At 64.0% G+C, this 19,830-nt stretch carries 19 protein-coding genes; 3 read left to right on the top strand and 16 right to left on the bottom strand.

Annotation, left to right across the window (positions count from 1 at the left end):
* Window positions 1–228 precede the first annotated feature (228 nt).
* The 7 genes from clpB to DYI37_RS02335 form a co-directional block, all read right to left on the bottom strand.
* A complete protein-coding gene (clpB, locus tag DYI37_RS02305) occupies window positions 229–2,847 on the bottom strand; it encodes an ATP-dependent chaperone ClpB (RefSeq protein ID WP_116681556.1) in 2,619 nt (872 codons plus the stop codon).
* A 213-nt stretch (window positions 2,848–3,060) separates the two neighbouring features.
* Window positions 3,061–3,438 (bottom strand): hypothetical protein, encoded by a 378-nt coding sequence (locus DYI37_RS02310; protein ID WP_116681557.1) that lies wholly within the window; start codon window positions 3,436–3,438, stop codon window positions 3,061–3,063.
* A gap of 274 nt (window positions 3,439–3,712) precedes the next feature.
* A complete protein-coding gene (locus tag DYI37_RS02315; protein WP_116681558.1) occupies window positions 3,713–4,741 on the bottom strand; it encodes a DUF4167 domain-containing protein in 1,029 nt (342 codons plus the stop codon).
* Between the two features lie 364 nt (window positions 4,742–5,105).
* Window positions 5,106–5,981: a peptide chain release factor N(5)-glutamine methyltransferase gene (gene prmC / locus DYI37_RS02320; protein ID WP_116681559.1), complete on the bottom strand. Its 876-nt coding sequence runs from the start codon at window positions 5,979–5,981 to the stop codon at window positions 5,106–5,108.
* Window positions 5,974–7,053: a peptide chain release factor 1 gene (gene prfA / locus DYI37_RS02325; protein WP_116681560.1), complete on the bottom strand. Its 1,080-nt coding sequence runs from the start codon at window positions 7,051–7,053 to the stop codon at window positions 5,974–5,976. Before prfA ends, prmC begins: the two co-directional genes overlap by 8 nt.
* A 165-nt stretch (window positions 7,054–7,218) precedes the next feature.
* Window positions 7,219–9,426, bottom strand: coding sequence for a phosphoenolpyruvate--protein phosphotransferase (gene ptsP, locus DYI37_RS02330; RefSeq protein ID WP_342634927.1), 2,208 nt, complete (start codon window positions 9,424–9,426; stop codon window positions 7,219–7,221).
* A 379-nt stretch (window positions 9,427–9,805) separates the two neighbouring features.
* The gene (locus DYI37_RS02335; RefSeq protein WP_116681562.1) at window positions 9,806–11,059 is read right to left on the bottom strand and encodes an aspartate kinase; all 1,254 of its coding nucleotides are present in this window, start codon (window positions 11,057–11,059) and stop codon (window positions 9,806–9,808) included.
* Between the two features lie 264 nt (window positions 11,060–11,323).
* On the opposite strand from DYI37_RS02335, the gene ubiG reads away from it, so the two are divergent.
* The gene (gene ubiG / locus DYI37_RS02340; RefSeq protein ID WP_116681563.1) at window positions 11,324–12,073 is read left to right on the top strand and encodes a bifunctional 2-polyprenyl-6-hydroxyphenol methylase/3-demethylubiquinol 3-O-methyltransferase UbiG; all 750 of its coding nucleotides are present in this window, start codon (window positions 11,324–11,326) and stop codon (window positions 12,071–12,073) included.
* A 326-nt stretch (window positions 12,074–12,399) separates the two neighbouring features.
* Window positions 12,400–12,741, top strand: a complete 342-nt coding sequence (locus DYI37_RS02345; protein ID WP_116681564.1) for a hypothetical protein — start codon at window positions 12,400–12,402, stop codon at window positions 12,739–12,741.
* Between the two features lie 46 nt (window positions 12,742–12,787).
* Here the strand turns inward: DYI37_RS02345 and DYI37_RS02350 are convergent, their stop codons facing one another.
* The 4 genes from DYI37_RS02350 to DYI37_RS02365 all read right to left on the bottom strand — a co-directional run bounded on the left by DYI37_RS02350 (window position 12,788) and on the right by DYI37_RS02365 (window position 15,341).
* Window positions 12,788–13,276, bottom strand: coding sequence for a DUF1178 family protein (locus tag DYI37_RS02350; RefSeq protein ID WP_116681565.1), 489 nt, complete (start codon window positions 13,274–13,276; stop codon window positions 12,788–12,790).
* Entirely contained in the window at window positions 13,273–14,163 is an 891-nt protein-coding gene (locus DYI37_RS02355) for a carbon-nitrogen hydrolase family protein (protein ID WP_116681566.1), read from the bottom strand. The genes DYI37_RS02350 and DYI37_RS02355 overlap by 4 nt, the downstream gene beginning before the upstream one ends.
* A 123-nt stretch (window positions 14,164–14,286) precedes the next feature.
* Window positions 14,287–14,544, bottom strand: a complete 258-nt coding sequence (grxC, locus tag DYI37_RS02360) for a glutaredoxin 3 (RefSeq protein ID WP_116681567.1) — start codon at window positions 14,542–14,544, stop codon at window positions 14,287–14,289.
* 47 nt (window positions 14,545–14,591) lie between these two features.
* A complete protein-coding gene (locus DYI37_RS02365) occupies window positions 14,592–15,341 on the bottom strand; it encodes a ComF family protein (protein WP_116681568.1) in 750 nt (249 codons plus the stop codon).
* A gap of 199 nt (window positions 15,342–15,540) precedes the next feature.
* On the opposite strand from DYI37_RS02365, the gene DYI37_RS02370 reads away from it, so the two are divergent.
* Complete coding sequence (locus DYI37_RS02370) at window positions 15,541–16,446, top strand: methyltransferase domain-containing protein (protein ID WP_116681569.1); 906 nt, start codon at window positions 15,541–15,543, stop codon at window positions 16,444–16,446.
* 37 nt (window positions 16,447–16,483) lie between these two features.
* Here the strand turns inward: DYI37_RS02370 and DYI37_RS02375 are convergent, their stop codons facing one another.
* From DYI37_RS02375 to argJ, 5 genes are all read right to left on the bottom strand, one after another.
* A complete protein-coding gene (locus tag DYI37_RS02375) occupies window positions 16,484–16,726 on the bottom strand; it encodes a Flp family type IVb pilin (protein ID WP_147307853.1) in 243 nt (80 codons plus the stop codon).
* Entirely contained in the window at window positions 16,726–17,076 is a 351-nt protein-coding gene (locus DYI37_RS02380) for a hypothetical protein (protein ID WP_147307854.1), read from the bottom strand. Before DYI37_RS02380 ends, DYI37_RS02375 begins: the two co-directional genes overlap by 1 nt.
* Window positions 17,077–17,309: 233 nt before the next feature.
* Complete coding sequence (locus tag DYI37_RS02385; RefSeq protein WP_199520059.1) at window positions 17,310–17,732, bottom strand: (deoxy)nucleoside triphosphate pyrophosphohydrolase; 423 nt, start codon at window positions 17,730–17,732, stop codon at window positions 17,310–17,312.
* Complete coding sequence (locus DYI37_RS02390; RefSeq protein WP_245413739.1) at window positions 17,729–18,517, bottom strand: GNAT family N-acetyltransferase; 789 nt, start codon at window positions 18,515–18,517, stop codon at window positions 17,729–17,731. The genes DYI37_RS02385 and DYI37_RS02390 overlap by 4 nt, the downstream gene beginning before the upstream one ends.
* Window positions 18,498–19,763, bottom strand: a complete 1,266-nt coding sequence (gene argJ / locus DYI37_RS02395; RefSeq protein WP_116681573.1) for a bifunctional glutamate N-acetyltransferase/amino-acid acetyltransferase ArgJ — start codon at window positions 19,761–19,763, stop codon at window positions 18,498–18,500. Before argJ ends, DYI37_RS02390 begins: the two co-directional genes overlap by 20 nt.
* Window positions 19,764–19,830: the final 67 nt, after the last annotated feature.

The following is a 19,830-nucleotide window of genomic DNA, read 5'->3' on the forward strand; positions in this document are numbered from 1 at the left end:
CCTTTCCTCTCGTGTCTGGCGGGGCGTGGCGCGTGGTCACGCAAGCGGGAGGCCCGCGAAGAGTGCAGAGGCAGAACAGAACCGGAGGAGTGTTCGCCTCGCTGGCCAGGCGGATGTCGGTATCGAACCTGAGTGATCAAGTCGCGACCGGCAAATTCCGGCGAAGGTCTTTAAAAGGAGAAGGCGACCGAAGCCGCCTTCCCCCTTGGACGATCGATCCGAGCTGGATCAGGCCGCGACCCGGTCGCCCTTTGCGCCGGCCTTGGACCCGACCACGTGGAAGATCAGATGATCGGATCCCCCGGTGATCTTCACCACGTCCTCGTCGCTCACATGACCGAGCAGGATCTCCTCGGCCAGCGGATCCTGAACCTCCCGCTGGATGACGCGCTTCAAGGGACGGGCGCCATAAGCGGGATCGTAGCCCTTCTCCGCCAGCCATTCGCGGCCATCCGCATCGAGCTCGATCCGGATCTTCCGCTCCGCCAGCAGGGCCTCCAGACGCTTCATCTGGATGTCCACGATCGCTCCCATCTCGGAGCGATGCAGGCGATGGAAGAGGATCGTCTCGTCGACCCGGTTGAGGAATTCCGGGCGGAACGTCGCGCGGACCACATTCATCACGTGTTCGCGTGCGGCGTCGGCACTCTCGTCGTCCCGGAGTGACGTCAGGAATTCGGCACCGAGATTGGACGTCATGATGATGAGCGTGTTGCGGAAATCCACCGTACGCCCCTGCCCATCCGTCAGGCGTCCGTCGTCGAGAACCTGCAGAAGCACGTTGAAGACGTCGGGATGCGCCTTTTCGATCTCGTCGAACAGGATCACCTGATAGGGCCGGCGACGAACCGCTTCCGTCAGGGAGCCACCCTCCTCATAACCGACATAGCCGGGAGGCGCCCCGATCAGCCGGGCGACGGAGTGCTTCTCCATGAACTCCGACATATCGAGCCGCACCATCGCAGCTTCGTCGTCGAAGAGGAACCGCGCAAGCGCCTTGGTCAGCTCGGTCTTGCCGACGCCCGTGGGGCCGAGGAAGATGAAGGAGCCGATCGGCCGGTTCGGGTCCTGAAGACCCGCCCGTGCGCGGCGGACGGCCCGGCTGACGGCCTGGACCGCCTCGCCCTGTCCGACCACGCTCTTCGCAAGGGCGTCCTCCATACGCAGAAGCTTGTCCCGCTCGCCTTCCAGCATCCGGTCGACCGGAATTCCCGTCCAGCGAGAGACGACCTGTGCCACGTGATCGGCGGTCACGGTCTCCTCGACCATCGAGGCACCCTCCGACTTGTCCTGCGTCTCCGCCTCCTTGAGTTCGGCCTCGAGGCGCGGGATCTCGCCGTAGGCGAGTTCGCCGGCCCGCTGGAATTCACCGCTCCGCTGGGCGGCCATCAGGGCGTTACGCGCCTCGTCCAGACGGCGCTTCAGATCTGCCGCCCGGCCGAGTTTCGACTTCTCGGCCTGCCAGGCCTGCGTCAGCCGATCGGACTCCTCTTCCAGATTGGCAAGCTCGCCGTCGAGGCGCTCGAGCCGGTTCCGGGAGGCGTCGTCGGTTTCCTTGCGCAAGGCTTCCCGCTCGATCTTCAGCTGCATCACGCGCCGGTCGATCTCGTCCAGCGCCTCGGGCTTGGAGTCGACCTGCATGCGCAGGCGCGCCGCGCCCTCGTCGACGAGGTCGATCGCCTTGTCCGGCAGGAAGCGGTCTGTGATGTAGCGATTGGAGAGCTGAGCGGCGGCGACCAGGGCCGAATCCGAGATTCGGACCTGATGGTGCTGCTCGTACTTCTCCTTCAAGCCGCGCAGGATCGAGATCGTGTCCTCGACCGTCGGTTCGCTGACGAAGACCGGCTGGAAGCGCCGTGCGAGCGCCGCGTCCTTCTCGACATGCTTGCGGTACTCGTCGAGAGTCGTCGCACCGACGCAGTGAAGCTCGCCGCGCGCGAGAGCCGGCTTCAGGAGGTTCGACGCATCCATCGCGCCGTCACCCTTCCCTGCTCCGACCAGCGTGTGCATCTCGTCGATGAAGAGGATGATGCCGCCGGCGGCCGCCGAAATCTCGGACAGGACCGCCTTCAACCGCTCCTCGAACTCACCGCGATACTTCGCGCCTGCGATCAGCGCACCCATGTCGAGCGCCATCAACTGCTTGTCGCGCAGCGACTCCGGAACGTCGCCATTCACGATGCGAAGGGCGAGTCCTTCCGCGATCGCGGTCTTGCCCACACCGGGCTCGCCGATGAGGACGGGATTGTTCTTCGTGCGCCGCGACAGAACCTGAACGGTCCGGCGGATCTCGTCGTCCCGTCCGATCACCGGATCCAGCCGGCCCTCGCGGGCGACTTCCGTCAGATCGCGCGCATATTTCTTCAACGCATCGTAGCCGCTTTCGGCCGAGGCACTGTCGGCGGTCCGGCCCTTGCGCAGGCCCTCGATCGCGGCGTTGAGGCCGTTCGCCGTGACGCCCGCCGTCTTGAGGATGTCGGAGGTCTTCGCGGCCTTCTCGATCACCATTGCGAGGAGAAGCCGCTCGACGGACACGAAACTGTCCCCGGCCTTCTTCGCGATGTCCTCCGCAGTCGAGAACACCTTCGCCAAGGGCTGGGCGAGATACATCTGCGCGCCGCCGGTGACCTTCGGCATGGCATCGAGCGCGGCGTCGACGGCCAGACGCACGTCCTGCGGCCGGCCTCCCGCCTTCTCGATCAGGCCCGAGGCCATCCCGTCCTTGTCGTCGATCAGAACCTTCAGAAGGTGTTCGGGCGCAAACTGCTGGTGATCACGCGAGACGGCCATGGTCTGAGCCGCCTGGATGAAGCCGCGAACGCGCTCCGTATATTTCTCGATATTCATCGTCAGTCTCTCCTAGACGCGCAGACCCTCCTGGAGGCATCGCGCGGTTTTATGCTGGAGTACGGTCCCCAAGTCGTTCGGCGGACCGCCCAGAGGAGATATGGATATTCGCGCACGGGCGGAAAAGCTCGGGGTCTGCATCCAGATGCAAAAAAAACGGATCCCGGCATGGCCGAAATCCGCTTCTGCGAGACAGACAATGGATGCTGCGCGTCAGCGGCGCACTTGCCGGCGCGCCTGCAGCGGGTCCGCAGCGAATGCGGCGAAAACCAGTGTCGCAACGACGGCATAGACGAGGTTGAAGCCGAGGACGGCGACCCACGGAGCAGCACCACCGCCGAAGACGAACTTGGTGAGGACGGCCGCCGCGATATCGCACCAGAGAATGCCGACGATGATCGCCGTTCCCATCGGCAGGCTCGTGAAGAAGACCGGAAGCAGGACCGCGATCGCGATCGAGACGCCGTATTTGCCGGGGGTGGTGAGGAAGGCCGTCAGATCGCCGCCGGCGATCCACGAGACGGCAAAACCGGTTGCGATGCAGCCGAGAATGCCGCCGACGATGATGCCGAGAATAATGCGAAACGCCAAGTGAACCTCCTTCGAACCGGACCTTTCCCTTCGGAATCGCAGCGCGGCGTTTCCCCGTCCGGTTGAAAGTGCCAATTACGGGCAGCGAAGGGAAAGTCAACGGCGCGGCCCGCGCCCGTCGAGGCCGTCATCCAGTCCAGTCGGCCACCTCATCCCATGGAATTGGCGCGCATGAAAAAACCGCCGAACCCGCTCTTTGCGGCGAGTTCGGCGGTTCGAGACATGTGTTCCGAAGGGGGCGGCAGGGTCCGGGGGAGGAGCCCCAATCGAACCCTCAACCGTTCGAAGCGAGAAGGAAGTCGGGCAGTTCGCTCCGATCCTCGCCGGACGCCGTCTGCTCGTCCGAATTCTTCTCCGCATCCTTGACCTTGCGAGGACGTCCCGGGCGACGCTTGGCCGGTGCATCCTCGGCAGCCGCATCGACCTCGCCCGTCTCGGCATCCGCGGCGCTCGCGGCACTCTTGCGCGGGCGACCGCGCTTGCGCGGCTTGGCCTCTTCGGCCGTATTGCCAACCGGTTCGGTCGTTGCCGTCTCGCTCACGCTCGAGATCGTCGCGGCCGTCTCGGAGATGTCCTCGGAGTGATGGGAGGGCGCCGTCTCGGTCACGGACGCCGCAGTGCGCCGATCCTCGTTGCGATCGTCCGCGTCTTCGTTTCGCTTGGCGCGAACCTCGGCGATGACGGGCTGCGGACCCGTGCCCGCCGGCTCGACATCCGAGTCGCGATCACGGCGCGGGCGATCGTCGCGCCCACCGCGATCGCGATTGTTGTCGCGATTGCGGTTGTTGCGGTTGCGGCGCTCGTTACGATCGGAATTGTCGCGATCGCGGCGGTCCGGCCGGTCGGAGCGCTCCGAGCGGTCTGATCGATCCGAACGCTCGTTCTGGCGATCGCCATTGTCGCCGCCGGACGAGTTCTGGTTTCCATCCTGACGTTCGGCGCGGTCGTTGTTCGCAGTAGAATTTCCGAATTCGCGGCGATCGAAGCGATCATTGCCGGAATGCATGTCGTCGTCGTCGTCGTCGTCGTGCTGGTCGCGGTCGTCGCGCTGGCCTTGTCCCTGCGGCTGAGCCTGCGCGATGATGCGGTAGTAATGCTCGGCGTGCTGCAGGTAGTTTTCCGCCATGACGCGGTCGCCCGAAGCGGCCGCATCGCGTGCGAGCTGGGCATATTTGTCTGCCACGTGCTGGGCATTGCCGCGAATTTTGACGTCGGGACCGTTCGACTCGTAGCTCCTGGAAAGCGGGTTGGGACCCTTGCGTCCGCGACCGCGCATCCGGTTCTTCTGCTGTCCTGGCCTCATGCTGTTCCTACTTTTCGTGACGATCGTTGTCTGTCGATCGTCGTCCTTTTTGGGTTGGGAAGGGCGCAGCTTGCCCGAGGTGACGGCCGCGTGTCCGGGCGCCGCTATCGAATTCAATCTGATTTATCGAGACACCAAGCGCCCACCTGGCAATTCGGCATTCGAAGAGCGCTAGACCTTGAGCGCTTCGGCAATCCTGAAACCGGAGAAACCGGTCAGGTTGCGAAAGAGTGCTTTTTTCGGATCTTTATCGCTGTTCGATGAACCGTAATGGGGAATTCCCCCCTCGACAAGTCCCCGGCCCGCGTTTTCCGGGTTCCGATCACCCATTTCGCGAAAACTGCGGCCCGAAAAAGACGGAATGTCATCTCCAACGAAAATGGAGCGATCGAACGATCCCCGCAAGATCCTTCCGTGCTTCTACCAGAGCGAACCCCCGGGCCTCGAAAATCAGGGTCACATCGGCTTCCTGGCCGATTCCGATCTCGACGACGATGGCCCCATGCGGCGCGAGAAGACCGGGCGCCGCCCCGGCGATCGCGCGATAGGCATCGAGACCGTCCGCACCGCCATCGAGCGCCAGCAGCGGGTCGAAATTCTGAACCTCCTTCGAAAGAGAGACGATTTCGCCGCTCGGAATATAGGGGGGATTGGAGACGAGAAGATCCAAGGGGCCGGAAATGCCTGCCGCATATTCGGTGCGCACGGCAACGAACCTGTCCTCGACACCCAACAGGCGGGAGTTCAGGCAGGAGGTCTGCAAGGCGTCTTCGCTGATATCGGTCGCGATCGCCGTGGCGTCTGGAACTTCCGCAAGGATTGCGAGCGCGATGGCGCCCGATCCCGTTCCGATATCGAGGATGCGCAAACTGCCCTCGCCGCTTCGAGCGCGCAGGATCTCCAGCGCGACGTCGACGATGGTTTCGGTATCGGGCCGCGGCTCCAGGGTTCCGGCCGAGAGCCGGAATTCGTGACCGTAGAAGTCGCGGCGTCCGACAATTCGAAAAACCGGCTCACCGGCAGCCCGCCGATCGATCCATTCATTGAATTGCGTTCGGGTGTGCGGATCGACGGCCCGCTCACGGGATGCCAAAAGCACGGAAGTGCCGATCTGGAGAGCTTCAGCCAGAAGGATGCGCGCATCGAGGTCGGGAGTCGCGACATGCGCCGCCGCAAGCGCCGCTGCCCCTTCGCGCAAAAGGTGGGCGACCGTCGAGCCGCCGGACGCAACTTCAGGCATCGTCGCTCACGGCGGCGAGCAATCGCGCCTGATGGTCGGCGACCAGAGCGTCCACGAGTTCATCCATTTCGCCCTCGATCACCTTGTCGAGCTTGTAGAGCGTCAGGTTGATGCGATGGTCCGTCACGCGGCCCTGCGGGAAGTTGTAGGTTCGAATGCGTTCCGAACGATCGCCGGAGCCGACCTGGTTCTTGCGCGAAGCCGAGCGCTCGTCGTCGGCCTTCTGTCGCTCGATATCGTAGAGCCGAGCCTTGAGAACCTGCATGGCCTGCGCCCGGTTCTGATGCTGGGACTTTTCCGAGGAGGTCACCACGATCCCGGTCGGCAGATGGGTGATGCGGACGGCCGAATCGGTTGTGTTCACATGCTGGCCACCTGCGCCGGAGGCACGCATGGTATCGATGCGGATATCCTCGGCTCGAACGTCGATGTCGATATCCTCGGCTTCGGGAAGAATCGCGACGGTCGCGGCCGATGTATGGATCCGCCCGCCGGACTCGGTCTCGGGAACGCGCTGCACGCGGTGGACGCCGGATTCGAATTTGAGCTTCGAGAAGACGCCGCTGCCCTTGATGGCCGCGATCACCTCTTTGAACCCGCCTACCTCGCCTTCGCTCGCCGAGAGGAGTTCCACCTTCCAGCGGTTCACCTCCGCATAGCGCTGATACATCCGGTAGAGATCGCCCGCAAAGAGCCCCGCCTCGGACCCGCCGGTCCCGGCGCGGATCTCGATGATCGCTCCCTTCGCATCGGCCGCATCCTTCGGAAGGAGGAGAAGCTGGATCCGCTGACGCAGATCTTCGCGTCTCGCCCTCAACTCGTGGAGTTCCGCATCTGCCAGATCGCGCATCTCGCGATCTGCATCCGGATCGGAGAACATCTGCTGCGTCTCGTCGATTTCCGTTTCGAGAGCCCGGAACTCCCGGATGGCGGACACGACGTCCTCGAGCGAAGCGTATTCGCTTGCCAGTTTCGTATAGACCTCGTGCTCGGGTCCCTTCGCCATGTCCATTTCGAGGCGTTCGAAGCGGGTCAGGATCTCGTTGAGGACGGGTGTCGGCAGATTGGCCATCGGAACTGCAGGCTTTCATCGGAAGGCGGGCGACCGGCAACGGGAGAGGCCACTCGCATCCAAGGTTCTTGAGGAACCCGGCGGCCTCGTCCATGTCCGGACCCTGTTACGTAGACGCAGGCACGGCGAGGCGAAAGGGCAGGTCTTCGAGAATTCGAACCCGGGTCAGAGTTCCATTCCATTGGCCCGGGCGAAATCGGCGAGTATCGGCGAGAGGTCGGTGACGGGCTCGGCCTCGTCGATAAGCCGATTGACGAGTTCGCTCACCGCACCGACATCGAGCGACAGGATCATCTCCTTGACCGGGCCGACGGAAGGCGGCGCCATCGAGATCGAACGGAAGCCCAGCGCGATCAGCGCCATCGCGCCGAGAGGACGCCCCGCCATCTCGCCGCAGAGCGAAACCGGCACACCGTTTCGCCGGCCTGCCTCCACGATGCTGCGAAGCGCCTTCAGGAAGCCGGGGGACAGATCGGAGAAACGGTTCGCGACGCGCGGATTGCCGCGATCCACCGCGTTGAAGAACTGGAAGAGATCGTTCGATCCGACCGACACGAAATCGAGATGCGGCATGATCTGGTCGAGCTGGAAGAGAATGCTCGGGACCTCGATCATCGCGCCGATCTTGAGGCTCGACGGGCCCTCGTATCCGTGGCGGTCGAGGAAGGCGAGCTCGCGGTCGACGAGGTCGCGCATCGCCTTCAGTTCGAAGGTCTCGGCGATCATCGGCACCATGATGCGCAATTCGCGCCCCGCCGCCGCCTTGATGAGCGCACGCAGCTGGGTGCGGATCAGCGCCGGACGATCGAGCGACAGTCGAACCGCACGATAGCCGAGAGCCGGGTTTTCCTCTGCGACCGATGCGAGATAGGGCAGCATCTTGTCGCCCCCGACATCGAGCGTCCGGAACGTGACTGGCTTGTCGCCGGCGGCCTCGAAGACGGCCTGGTAAAGCCGCTTCTGGTCGTCGCAGCGCGGCATGGTCGAAGCGATCATGAACTGGAGTTCCGTGCGGAACAGGCCGATGCCCGCCGCTCCCGCCTCCTCCAGATGCGGAAGATCGACGAGCAGTCCGGCATTGATCTGCAGATCGATCTCCACGCCGTCCCGCGTCGTCGCCGGACGATCCCGCATCTCGGCGAACCGCTGGGTGCGCTTGGTGCGGAACGCGATCTTGTCCGTATAGGTCTCGACGACATCGTTCATCGGCCGCAGATGAACGCATCCGTCCTCGCCGTCGGCGATGGCGATATCGCCGTTCTCGGCGATGGAAACGATTCCGGCGGCCTGACCGACCACCGGAATGCCGAGCGCGCGGGCGACGATCACGACATGGCTCGTCGCAGCGCCCTCTTCCAGAACCAGCGCGCGCAGCCGGTCGCGGCGATAATCGAGAAGCTGGGCGGCCCCCATATTGCGCGCGACGAGGATCGCATCGTCGATCTCGTCGACCATCGAGCCCGTATGCCCGATGAGCTGGCGCAGCAGCCGGTTGGCGAGGTCGTCGAAATCGTGAAGGCGCTCGCGGATATAGGCGTCGGACAGATGCATCATGCGCGCCCGCATGTCCGACTGGACCTTCTCGACCGCCCCTTCGGCGGTCAGACCGTTGCGCACCGCCTCTTCGAGGCGCCGAACCCAGCCCCGGTCATAGGCGAACATGCGATAGGCTTCGAGAACCGCCCGATGTTCCCCCTCACTCGCGATGTCGCGCCGCGAGATCATGTCCTCGATCGAACGACGCAGATCCGTGACCGCCTCGTTCAGGCGCTCGACCTCGTCCTCCACATGCTCGTTGAAGAGGTTGGTGACGATCACCCGCGGCTGATGCAGCACGACGCGGCCGATCCCGATGCCGCCGGTCAGGGCAATCCCGTTGAAGGTGACGGGGCGGGACAGGTCGAGGGTGACGCCCGGCCGGGACAATCCCTCGAGACCGCCACCGGCGATCATCTCGGCGACGACCATGGCGACCGTCTCGAGCGCCTCCGACTCCTCCTCCCGGTATTGCCGCTCGGCCTTGTTCTGGACGACCAGAACGCCGAGCGTGCGCCCCGCCCTCAGGATGGGCACGCCGAGAAAGGAGTTGTAGACCTCCTCACCGGTCTCCGGAATATAGGTAAAGGCCGGATGCTGCTGCGCCTGCTTCAGATTCAGGGGGCGCGCGGTCGCCGCGATGGTGCCGACGAGACCTTCGCCCAGACGCAGCTGCGCCAGGTGAACCGATCCCGGATTGAGGCCCTGCGTCGCGTAGAGCTCCAGGACGGAGTCAGACCGCAGAACGTAAAGCGAGCAGACTTCGGCGACCATGTTGCGGGCGATGAGGTCGACGATCCGGTCGAGGCGGGTCTGCCGATCAAGAGACTCCGCCATCAACGAGCGGATGCTGCGCATCAAGACGCGGGGACCTGAAATGTCAGTTCCGATCACTCGCTTCGTCCATTTCTCGTCTCAACAGATCATCACACCGGCGGGCGTTCAGAGGCAACGAACCCGTTCCAGTCTGCTCCATCGTGCCAATCTGTGACGCAACCCCGCTTCATCCCCGAAATCCGAGCCGCCATCCGGGTTAGGCACCTCTTACCTTCGCTGAAACCGACCATCAAGTGGAGAGGGCCGCAACCGAGACATCTGGTTGGTGTTTTCCAACCCAGGATCGCGGCTCGAAGGCGAGCTGCAGGAAATGCGCGCGACTACGTTCCCGAACCGATTGCTCGGAAACAGGCGGGTATGTGTCGGAACGAAACGGCGCTCAGACCTTGTCGAGACCGTAGCGGGAGTGGAGCCGTCGAACTGCGAGTTCCGTGAAATCGCTGTCGATCAGAATCGAGATCTTGATCTCCGAGGTGGTGATCGCGCGGATGTTCACGGGGATCTGCGCCAGCTCCTTGAAGGCCGTCGCCGCGACGCCGGTATGGCTGCGCATGCCGATGCCGATGACGGACACCTTGGTCAGGCCCGCTTCGCTCTGGATCGCATCGAAGCCCGTCTCGTTGCGGGTCTTCTCCAAAACGTCGACGGCCTTGGCGAGATCGCCGGCCGGAACGGTGAAGGTCATGTCGGTGGACTGACCGGACTCGGAGATGTTCTGGACGATCATGTCCACGTTCACGCCCGCATCGGCCAGCGGACCGAAGATCGCGGCAGCGACCCCCGGGCGATCGGCGACCCGCCGCAGCGAAATCTGCGCCTCGTCCTTCGAATAGGCGATGCCGGTGACGACTTCCTGTTCCATGATCTCATCCTCGTCGCAAATCAGCGTGCCGGGCGGGTTGTCGAAATCGTCCATGCCCGGTGCGTCGGGATCGTCGAAGGACGAGCGGACGAAGGTGCGGACCTTGTGCACCATGGCCAGTTCCACGGAACGGACCTGCAGCACCTTGGCACCGAGCGAAGCCATTTCGAGCATTTCCTCGAAGGCGATCTTGTTCATCCGCCGGGCCTTCGGCGCGATACGGGGATCGGTCGTGTAGACGCCGTCCACATCGGTATAGATATCGCACCGATCGGCGTTCAGTGCGGCCGCGAGCGCCACGGCCGACGTATCCGACCCGCCACGGCCCAAGGTCGCGATCCGGTTGTCCGGCGCGATCCCCTGGAAGCCCGCGACGACGGCGACCTGACCCTCGCCGAACCGGCGCACGATGTCCGAGCCGTCGATATCGGTGATCCGAGCGGCCCCGTGGGCGCTATCGGTCTTGAGCGGGATCTGCCAACCCAGCCAGGAGCGTGCATTGACGTCCATCGACTGCAGGACGATGGCGAGGAGACCGGCCGTCACCTGCTCTCCGCTGGCCACGATCGTGTCGTATTCGCGAGCGTCGTGCATGGCGCTCGCCTCGCGGCACCACGCGACGAGTTCGTTCGTCTTGCCGGCCATGGCGGAGACGACCACGGCGACTTCGTGCCCGGCATCGACCTCGCGTTTGACATGGCGGGCCACATTCCGGATGCGGTCGATGTCGGCGACGGAGGTGCCGCCGAATTTCATTACGAGACGGGCCATGGGATAACGAGCATGGCAGCGGACGGGCGATACCCTGCGCGCTGCGAAGTCCTTCGTGTTTCGTTCGGCTGCCCTAGGGGGATCCCGCCGGGAGCGCGTGTTCCCGTAAACGAGGACAAGCCTTTTGACAATCGTTGCCTCGGCTCGCCGCCGGCGACCCCACGGACGCCATGTCGCGACATCGGGAGCGGATGATATCTTGACTTCGCCGCCCGCCGCCGAAGATCGGTCTCAAGGCCGGATACCGACGAAGAGGGAAACGCGATGAGCCAGACTCAGGGCACGACGATCGACCAGGACGAGATCGATCGCTTTTCGCGACTGGCCGCCGAATGGTGGAACCCCAAAGGCAAGTTCAAGCCGCTTCACAAATTCAACCCCGTCCGTCTTGAGACGATCCGGGAACAGGCCGCGCTCAACTTCGATCGGCAACTCAACCAGATCCGCCCCTTCGAAGGACTGCGGCTTCTCGATATCGGTTGCGGGGGCGGCCTGATCGCGGAACCCATGCGCCGGCTCGGCTTCGACGTCGTCGCGGCGGATGCGTCGCAAACGAATATCGAGGTGGCCCGCCTGCATGCCGAGGAGGCCGGTCTCGACATCGATTACCGGGCGACGACTGCCGAGGACATCGCCGCGAAGGGCGAGACCTTCGATGTCGTCCTCGCGCTCGAGATCGTCGAGCACGTCTCGGATGTCCCCTTCTTCCTCACCACATGCGCCGACATGGTGAGACCGGGCGGTCTTCTTTTCGTCGCGACCATCAATCGGACGGCGAAGGCCCTCGCCTTCGCGATCGTTGGTGCCGAATACGTGCTCGGCTGGCTTCCCAAGGGCACACACCAGTATTCGAAGCTCGTGCGGCCGAACGAGATCGAGGCGCCGGTAGAGGCTGCCGGCCTCACGGTCATCGAGGAGATGGGCGTCGTCTACCATCCGCTCGAAGATGCCTGGAAGCGCTCGACGGATACATCGGTGAACTTCATGAGCATTGCCCGCAGGCCTGGGAACTGATCTCCGATCGACGATCGGTTTTCCGTTCCAGGTGCCGCGCCGCTGACTTTCGCATCACACGAGCCGTCGGCTCCGCCCGGACCGACAGGCTTTGGCCGGAGTGTCCGACGAAGAACAGTCCGCGCCCTCGGAGTAAAGAAGTCGCGCTTCTGCAACAGCCTCCGGTCACCCCTTGATCAAGACGACTGGCCAGCCTCGATCATGACAATTCGTTAAGGTTTGGGTAACCATCCTAGAGTAATGAGGGACAATGGCACATGAAGTGCCTTGAGCCCAGTGCGGCAACCATCTGTGCGTGGTTCTGAAAGATCCGAAAGAGGACGACGATGAGCGTGCCTGCTTCCGAAAATGCAATTCGCGAACAGAGCTGTCCCGTTGCACTGAACCTTCTGGCGCAGCTTATCCGCACCGAAGGTGAGGTGCGTGCCGAACTGATCCTGGAGATCCCGGACGAGACGCGCGCGCAGCTCGGTTTCTTCTGTTACGGCCGTGTCCATCTGCGCACGCTCGCCTTCGACATCATCCTCGCATGCGACCTGAAGGATCTGCGCAAGATCGCCGGAGCCAAGGGCGACCTCCTCCGTCAGCAGGCCGAAGACTTCAAGAAGGAAGCCAAGGCGAAGAACGGACGCTCCAAGGGCGTCACGCTCGCCCGCAGGGTCGGCTGATCACAGGCGATCCTGCGGTTCGCCAGAGGCTCGCAGGGCAGAGGATTCAGTTGCGATCCTCGGGCAGCGCAGGAAGCGGCAGGGCGGCGATCCCCTCTTCGGACAACGCCTCGACCTCGCTGGGCGTCGCTTCGCCGTAGACGCTTCGCTTCTCGGTCTCGCCGTAATGAATCTTGCGAGCTTCCTCGGCGAAACGCGGCCCGACATATTCCGACCTGCTGCGAAATTCCCTTGCCTGAGCGTGCAGGGCCGACCAGAGTTCAGCCAATCGTTGCGCACCAGGTCCCAAATGCCCCTCGTTCGCGGAAGATGCTTGGGGTGTCGTCGCCGGCACGGCGGCCATGGTTTCAGGCTCCGTTTCGCGCGCAGTCCCGGACGAAAGGGCCGGACGCATGAGGGCCTTGCGGACTTCCGACGTTCCACAGATCGCGCAGGCGACCAGCTTGCGCTGCAGCTGGGCATCGCAATCCTCGCCGGACCGGAACCAGACATCGAAGCGGTGACCGCCCTCGCATTTCAGCGCATAGCTGATCATTCGCCGCGTTCCGTCTCCAGGGACGCTCCGGCTCCCACCTGAACAATGCGGCGCCCGGCCCGAAAGTCCCGCGCATTGCGGAGGTTCGGAACCTTGGCGCGGACATCCGCAGACAGTCCCGTATCGATGTCGGCGACAGCGATGCCGGGCTCGTCGCCGACGACTTCGGCCAGAACGTCGCCCCACGGACCTATGATGATCGAATGGCCGTAGGTCTCGCGACCATCGTCGTGCCGCCCGCCCTGAGCGGCGGCAAGCACGTAAGCGCCGTTCTCGATCGCCCTCGCCCGCAGAAGCACATGCCAATGGGCCATTCCCGTCTGACGGGTGAAGGCGGCGGGCGCCGTCAGGATGTCGGCCCCGAGAAGAGCCTCCTCCCGAAAGAGGTGGGGGAAGCGCATGTCGTAGCAGATCGCAAGCCCCATCCGCGCCTGCGCCTCGCCGAACGCCATCGGTACCACCACTGCATCCTCACCCGGGCGATAGGTGCGCGATTCGCGCCAGCTTTCGCCATTGTCGAGATCCACGTCGAACATGTGGATCTTGTCGTAGCGGGCCAATACATCCCCGTCCGGCCCGAAGACGAGCGCGCGATTGGCGACCCGGCCGTCCTCGAGGGCAACGGCGATCGAACCGAGGTGGATGTGAACACCATGAGCCTTGGCGAGCCGGGATGCCGTCCGGGCGACGGGATCGTCGGTCTGCGACCGGATCTTCGCCATCAGGTCGTCCCGGTCGCGCTGGACGAGATTCGTCATCTCGGGCGACTGGATGTAGTCGGCATCCGCCGCCACGGCCTGCTCGACGAGATCGGCGAACCGCTCGGCATTCTCGTTCGGGTCGATACCCGATCGCATCTGCAACACGGCGGCACGGAAAGTGGTCATTCGGATTCTCGAACGGATAGAGGAGACGGGTGGATCCGCGCCTTCCTGTGGCGTGGACCGATCACGGACGAAGGTCGCATCGCTTTTCGGGTCAGCACGCGAGCCGGTCCGAGCAGGGCTATCTCAAGCCGAGAGAAGCGGATCGAGCTTGCCGGCGCGATCGAGCGCGAAGAGGTCGTCGCACCCACCCACATGGGTCTCGCCGATGAAGATCTGGGGGAACGTCGAACCGCCTTTCGCCCGCTGGATCATCTCCTGGCGCAGTTCGGGCGATCCGGTCGCATCCTTTTCCTCGTAGCTGACCCCCTTGTCGTCGAGCAGACGCTTGGCACGGGCGCAGAAGCCGCAGAGCTGGCGGGTATAGATCGTGATGTCGGGCATGGGCGTCTCGTTCTCAGGAGCGATGCGTGATGAACGAGGATATGGCTTCATCCCTCGAAAGCCGCAACCCGCGCGAATGTCAGAACCGCGACGGAGCCCGCCCCCGCGCGCTTCAGCGCCTTCGTCGCGCTTCCGACGGTCGCGCCGGTGGTGAAGACGTCGTCGACGAGGAGGATGCTGCGTCCGCGAACGAGATCGCGGGCTGCAGGTGGTGTTTCGAAAACGCCCTTCACATTATCCCGCCTCTGATTGCGCTTCAGCCCGACCTGACTGACGGTCGCCTTCTTCCTTACCAATGCCGTCGGCCCGTAGTCCTTGCCGTTCAGGCGAGCGATCCGACGCGCGAGTTCCGCCGACTGGTTGAACTGGCGGTGCAGCAGGCGGCGGCGATGGAGCGGAACGGGAACGATCAGGTCGGCATCTTCGAGAACCTCCCGACCGGCCCGCACCATCCAGGATGCCATCAGCGGCACGAGATCGAGCCTGTCGTGATATTTCAGAGCCGATACGAGGCGACGCGCCTTCTCGTCGTAGAGAACCACCGATCGCAATCGCTGGAAGTCCGGCGGATCGGCGATCGCTTCGGGCGATACGGTCTGGTCCGGCTGATCATAGGGAAACGGCAGGCAGAGAATATCGCAGTAGGGCCGCTCCAGAAAGCGGAGCGACGACCAGCATGTCGGACAGACACCGGCCGGTTGGTCGACGGCGACCCCGCAGGCGGAGCAGACCGGAGGAAACAACAGATCGGCGACCGTTCGTCCGAGTGCCCGCCCAATTCCGCTCCAGACTTGCATTGCCACGCCGTTCTCTCCACGTGGGTCCGATAAGAGGTCTCGCGCGCCGCCGCGAGCGACGGTTTGCGGAGAACCGTGAAGAAGACTAACCCATCGATCCGGTGAACGCCTGCGGTTTGTGACGACCGAACCCGATTTGACGGCGCCCGACACGACAGAGGCCGCCCCTCGCGGCGCAGGCCGGAAGAGAAGCAGCCGAATGACCCCCTCGACCCCCGACACGCACGCCCGACCGATCATCGATCGCGACCTCGCGGTGAGCCATCGCCTGAGATGGGCGCAGCGGGATATGGGAAGGGACGCGAATTTTCTCCATGCCTACAGCGCCGAGGAGCTCGTCGATCGCATCACGGTCACGAAGCGGCAATTCGATCGGTGCGCCCTGGTCGACGATCGTTCAGATCATCTTTCCGCGCGGCTTCGTGGCCTCTCGCATGTCCGCGGCGTCGTTGCGATGGCACCCGATGCCTCGCTGCTGTCCGGGGACCGGCTCGGCATCGTCGCCGAGGAAGAGGCGTTTCCCTTCGAAGCAGGCTCGCTCGATCTGGTGATGTCGAACCTGACGCTGCAATTGACCAACGACACACCGGGAACGCTCATCCAGATCCGCCGGGCGCTGAAGCCGGACGGACTGTTCTCGGCGGCCCTGCTCGGCGGCGAGACGCTTTTAGAACTGCGCCAGTCGCTTCTGGCGGCGGAGGCGGAACTCAGCGGCGGCGTATCGCCCCGGGTCGTACCCTTTCCGGACATTCGCGATCTCGGAGCCCTCCTCCAGCGCGCGGGCTTCGCGCTGCCCGTGACCGATACCGACAGGCTGACGGTTCGCTATGCGACACTCTTCGATCTGATGACCGATCTGCGCGCCATGGGCTGGGCGAACATGCTGTCCGAGCGCACGCGAAAGCCGACGACGAAGTCGTTCTTCATCAGGGCGGCGGAGATCTATGCCGAACGATTCTCCGATCCGGACGGACGTATCCGCGCGACCTTCGACTTTATCTACCTGTCGGGATGGGCGCCGCACGAAAGTCAGCAGGAGCCGGCCCGCCGTGGCAGCGCCGAGGTGAGCATGAAGGACGTGCTCTCACCCGGCGGACCAGTATGACGACGCGATCGCGATAGCAGACGAATCTGATTGAATGTCAGGTTCCGATGGCCGCTTTCACCGAGTTGGAAATACCCTGCCAGGCAGCCGCAAGATTCAGCTCGGTCAACGCAGCGAAGAGCGCGATGGCCATCACGCCGCCGATCAGCGCGTATTCGATCGCGGCAGCTCCCGCGCGATCCGCCATGAGAGCCGACAAGCGCGCCCCTGAACTCGGGCGCGATTTCCGTGCTGGTCCATTGGCGGTTTTGGGAATGCCGGAATGATCCGAGAACGGCATCAGCACGCTCCCTGACGATGGCCGTCGCCGAAGATGTAGCAGTCGCCTGGGCCGGACTGCGTCATGCTGCGCTGGACCCGGTAGGTCCCCCCGCCATCGACCGAGCCGATGGAACCCGTGGTCATCATGTCGATCCCCGGACCGCCCATCGCGGTCAGCAGGCCTTCGTTCTTGATCGCGGGGACCGCGATCAGTCCGAGGGCGGCGATCGAGATGCCGAACAGGATCGAGCCGCGGATCAGAAGCGACCGGAACTGCGCGACCGGCGCTCTGGGATCGAATTCTTCCAGATCGCGGCTCTTGATCTCGTATTCCACCATGGCCCTCAGATCCTTCGTCAGGCGTCGCATTTCCTGAAGAATATATGAGTGAGGAGTGAATGGCGCCTTAACACTTGGCAAGGAGGACAAAGCCCATCGCCCGGTTACCGGGTTCTTTATCCTGTATGCGGAAGGTCCCATTGCCGCGTTGTGCGAGTTCGCTTACGGCCGAATGCAAGGCCCCGAGGCGCGAGCCGACGGAACCGCGACTGGGGACCAGAGATCAGAATTGATGAGGCCGGTCCCATCCCCGCATCGCAGGATCAGCCGAGAAGCTCCTGCAGGGGAGCGATCAGGGGTTCGTCCGCCGGCGGCATGGGATAGGAGCGCAGTTGCGACGCCCGGATCCATTTGACCAACTGGCCTTCCCGCCCGCGTGCGATCCCCTCGAAGCGACGGCAGACATAGAGCGGCATCAGGAGGTGGAAGTCTTCATAGCGATGGCTTGCGAAGGTCAGGGGAGCGAGACACGCCTCCCTGGTTTCGACGCCGAGTTCCTCGCGAAGCTCGCGGATCAGACAAGCCTCCGGTGTCTCGCCCTGTTCCACCTTGCCGCCCGGAAACTCCCAAAGACCGGCGAGACTTTTGCCCTCCGGCCGCTGGGCGATGAGGATCCGGCCATCGGCGTCGACAAGGGCGCAGGCCGCGACCAGCAGGATGGAGAAGCTGCCTTGCGCGCTCGTCACACCCTCACCTCTTCGCGCGCGCGATAAACGTAGCGATAGGCCTCAGTGAACCCGAAGGATCGATAAAGAGCCAACCCCGGCTCGTTCGAAGCCTCGACCTGCACCCAGGCCGTCTTCGCGCCGCGATGCCTGACATAGGAAAGCGCCGACGCGACGAGTTCGCGGCCGATGCCCTTGCGGCGATGGTCTGCTGCGACAGCCACATCGAGCACGCCGGAGATATCGCGCTCGTGGATCGCCATCGCGACGCCCAGGGAGGCGCCTGCCGGCTCCTGTCTCACGAACATCGTCTTCACCGGCGCAATGTCCTCGATGACGCGCTTCAGACCGTTGGCGAGTTTGGGCGAACGGCCGTGAACCGACAGGCTCGCATCCACATATCGCTCGATATCCTTGAACGGCAGACGATCGATGGTTCCGGTCAGGTCGACTTCGGAAAGATCCGCCGTCAGGACGCAGGATTCGTCGAACCGGGGCCAGCCCTCCTCGTCGAGATGTTCGACGAGCGCCGGTGGGGCGAGCGGCGACAAGCGGAAGACGATCGGTCGACCGGCTTCGCGAAATCGCCTCTCGATCGCCGAGATCCGCTCCGGGATACGGGCGTTGTCGCCCGGATCGAGCGGATTGACCGAGTTCAGCCGCCGCGCCGGATAGGCGGGCGTCAGCCTAATCGCCCATGTCCCGTCGAACTCGGTCACCGAGGCCGGGAATGCCCTGAATCCGAGTGCTTCGAGACGCCGGATACCGGCAAGTCGGCTCGGCGGGTCAGCTCCGATAATCGCCATTGATCGCGACATAGTCCTTCGTCAGATCGCAGGTGTAGACGGTCCAGCATCCGTCCGCGAGACCGATATCGACCTTGATCTCGATCGTATCGCGCTTCATCACCGCACTCGCGGCCGCTTCAGCATAATCGGGATCACGTTCTCCTTCGAACGCGACGCGCACCTCGCCGAACGAAATGGCGAGCCGGTCGCGATCCGCAGGCTCGCCGGCCTTGCCGACGGCCATGACGACTCGGCCCCAATTGGCGTCCTCTCCGGCGACCGCGGTCTTGACCAGGGGCGAATTGGCAATCGACATGGCGATCCGCTTGGCCGACGCGTCGCTCTGCGCACCTTCGACCGTGACGACGATCTCCTTTCGCGCGCCTTCGCCGTCCCGCGCGACCTGGCGTGCGAGCTGGAGACACAGATCGCAAAGGGCGCTGCGGAAGTCCGAAAGTCGCGGATCGCTCCCATCGGAAATCGCGGGGCACCCCCGCGCCTCGGCCCGACCGGTCGCAAAGAAGAGGAGCGTATCGGAGGTCGAGGTGTCCCCGTCGATCGTCGTCGAATTGAAGCTCGGCGCCACGGCCTCCTTCAGCATCGCCTGAAGGGCCGCCGAGGAAATCGGAGCATCGGTCGCAAGGAAGGAGAGCATGGTCGCCATGTCGGGCGCGATCATGCCGGCACCCTTGGCGATGCCGTTGATGCGGACCTCGACGCCGTCGATCGACGCGGTGCGCGTCAGAAGCTTCGGATAGGTATCCGTCGTCATGATGGCGTCCGCGGCATCGCGCCAGCGCTCGGCAGAGGCTTCCTTCACGAGGCCGCCGAGAAGATGGGTGAACTTCTTCGCGTCGAGAGGCTCACCGATGACGCCTGTCGAGGCAAGGAAGACTTCGTCGGGCTTGCAGCCGACCGCCGCCGCCGTAGCCTCGGCCGTCGCACGGGTCGATTCGCGCCCGTTCTTGCCTGTGAAGGCATTGGCATTGCCGGAATTGACGATGAGCGCCCTCGCCCGGCCGCCCGAGAGATTTTGCCGGCAGACCTCCACCGGCGCGGATGCGCATTTCGACGTGGTCAGAACGCCGGCGACGGCCACCGGCTCATCGAAGACCATGACCAACAGATCGGTGCGTCCCGCATACTTGATGCCGGCTTGGGCGGTCGCGATCCGCACCCCTTCGATACCGGGAACATCCGGGATCGAAGCCGGGGCGAGCGGCGAAACATGGGGCGCGGCTTTGGAAGCTGATTTGGTCGACATCGGTTCGGTCCGTTCGAGACTCGGGCGATGGAAGGATCGTCTTCCCGAGACCTTCCTTCGAGGGCTG

It is taken from the genome of Fulvimarina endophytica, from assembly GCF_003403015.1.
In the GTDB taxonomy this organism is placed as follows: domain Bacteria; phylum Pseudomonadota; class Alphaproteobacteria; order Rhizobiales; family Rhizobiaceae; genus Fulvimarina; species Fulvimarina endophytica.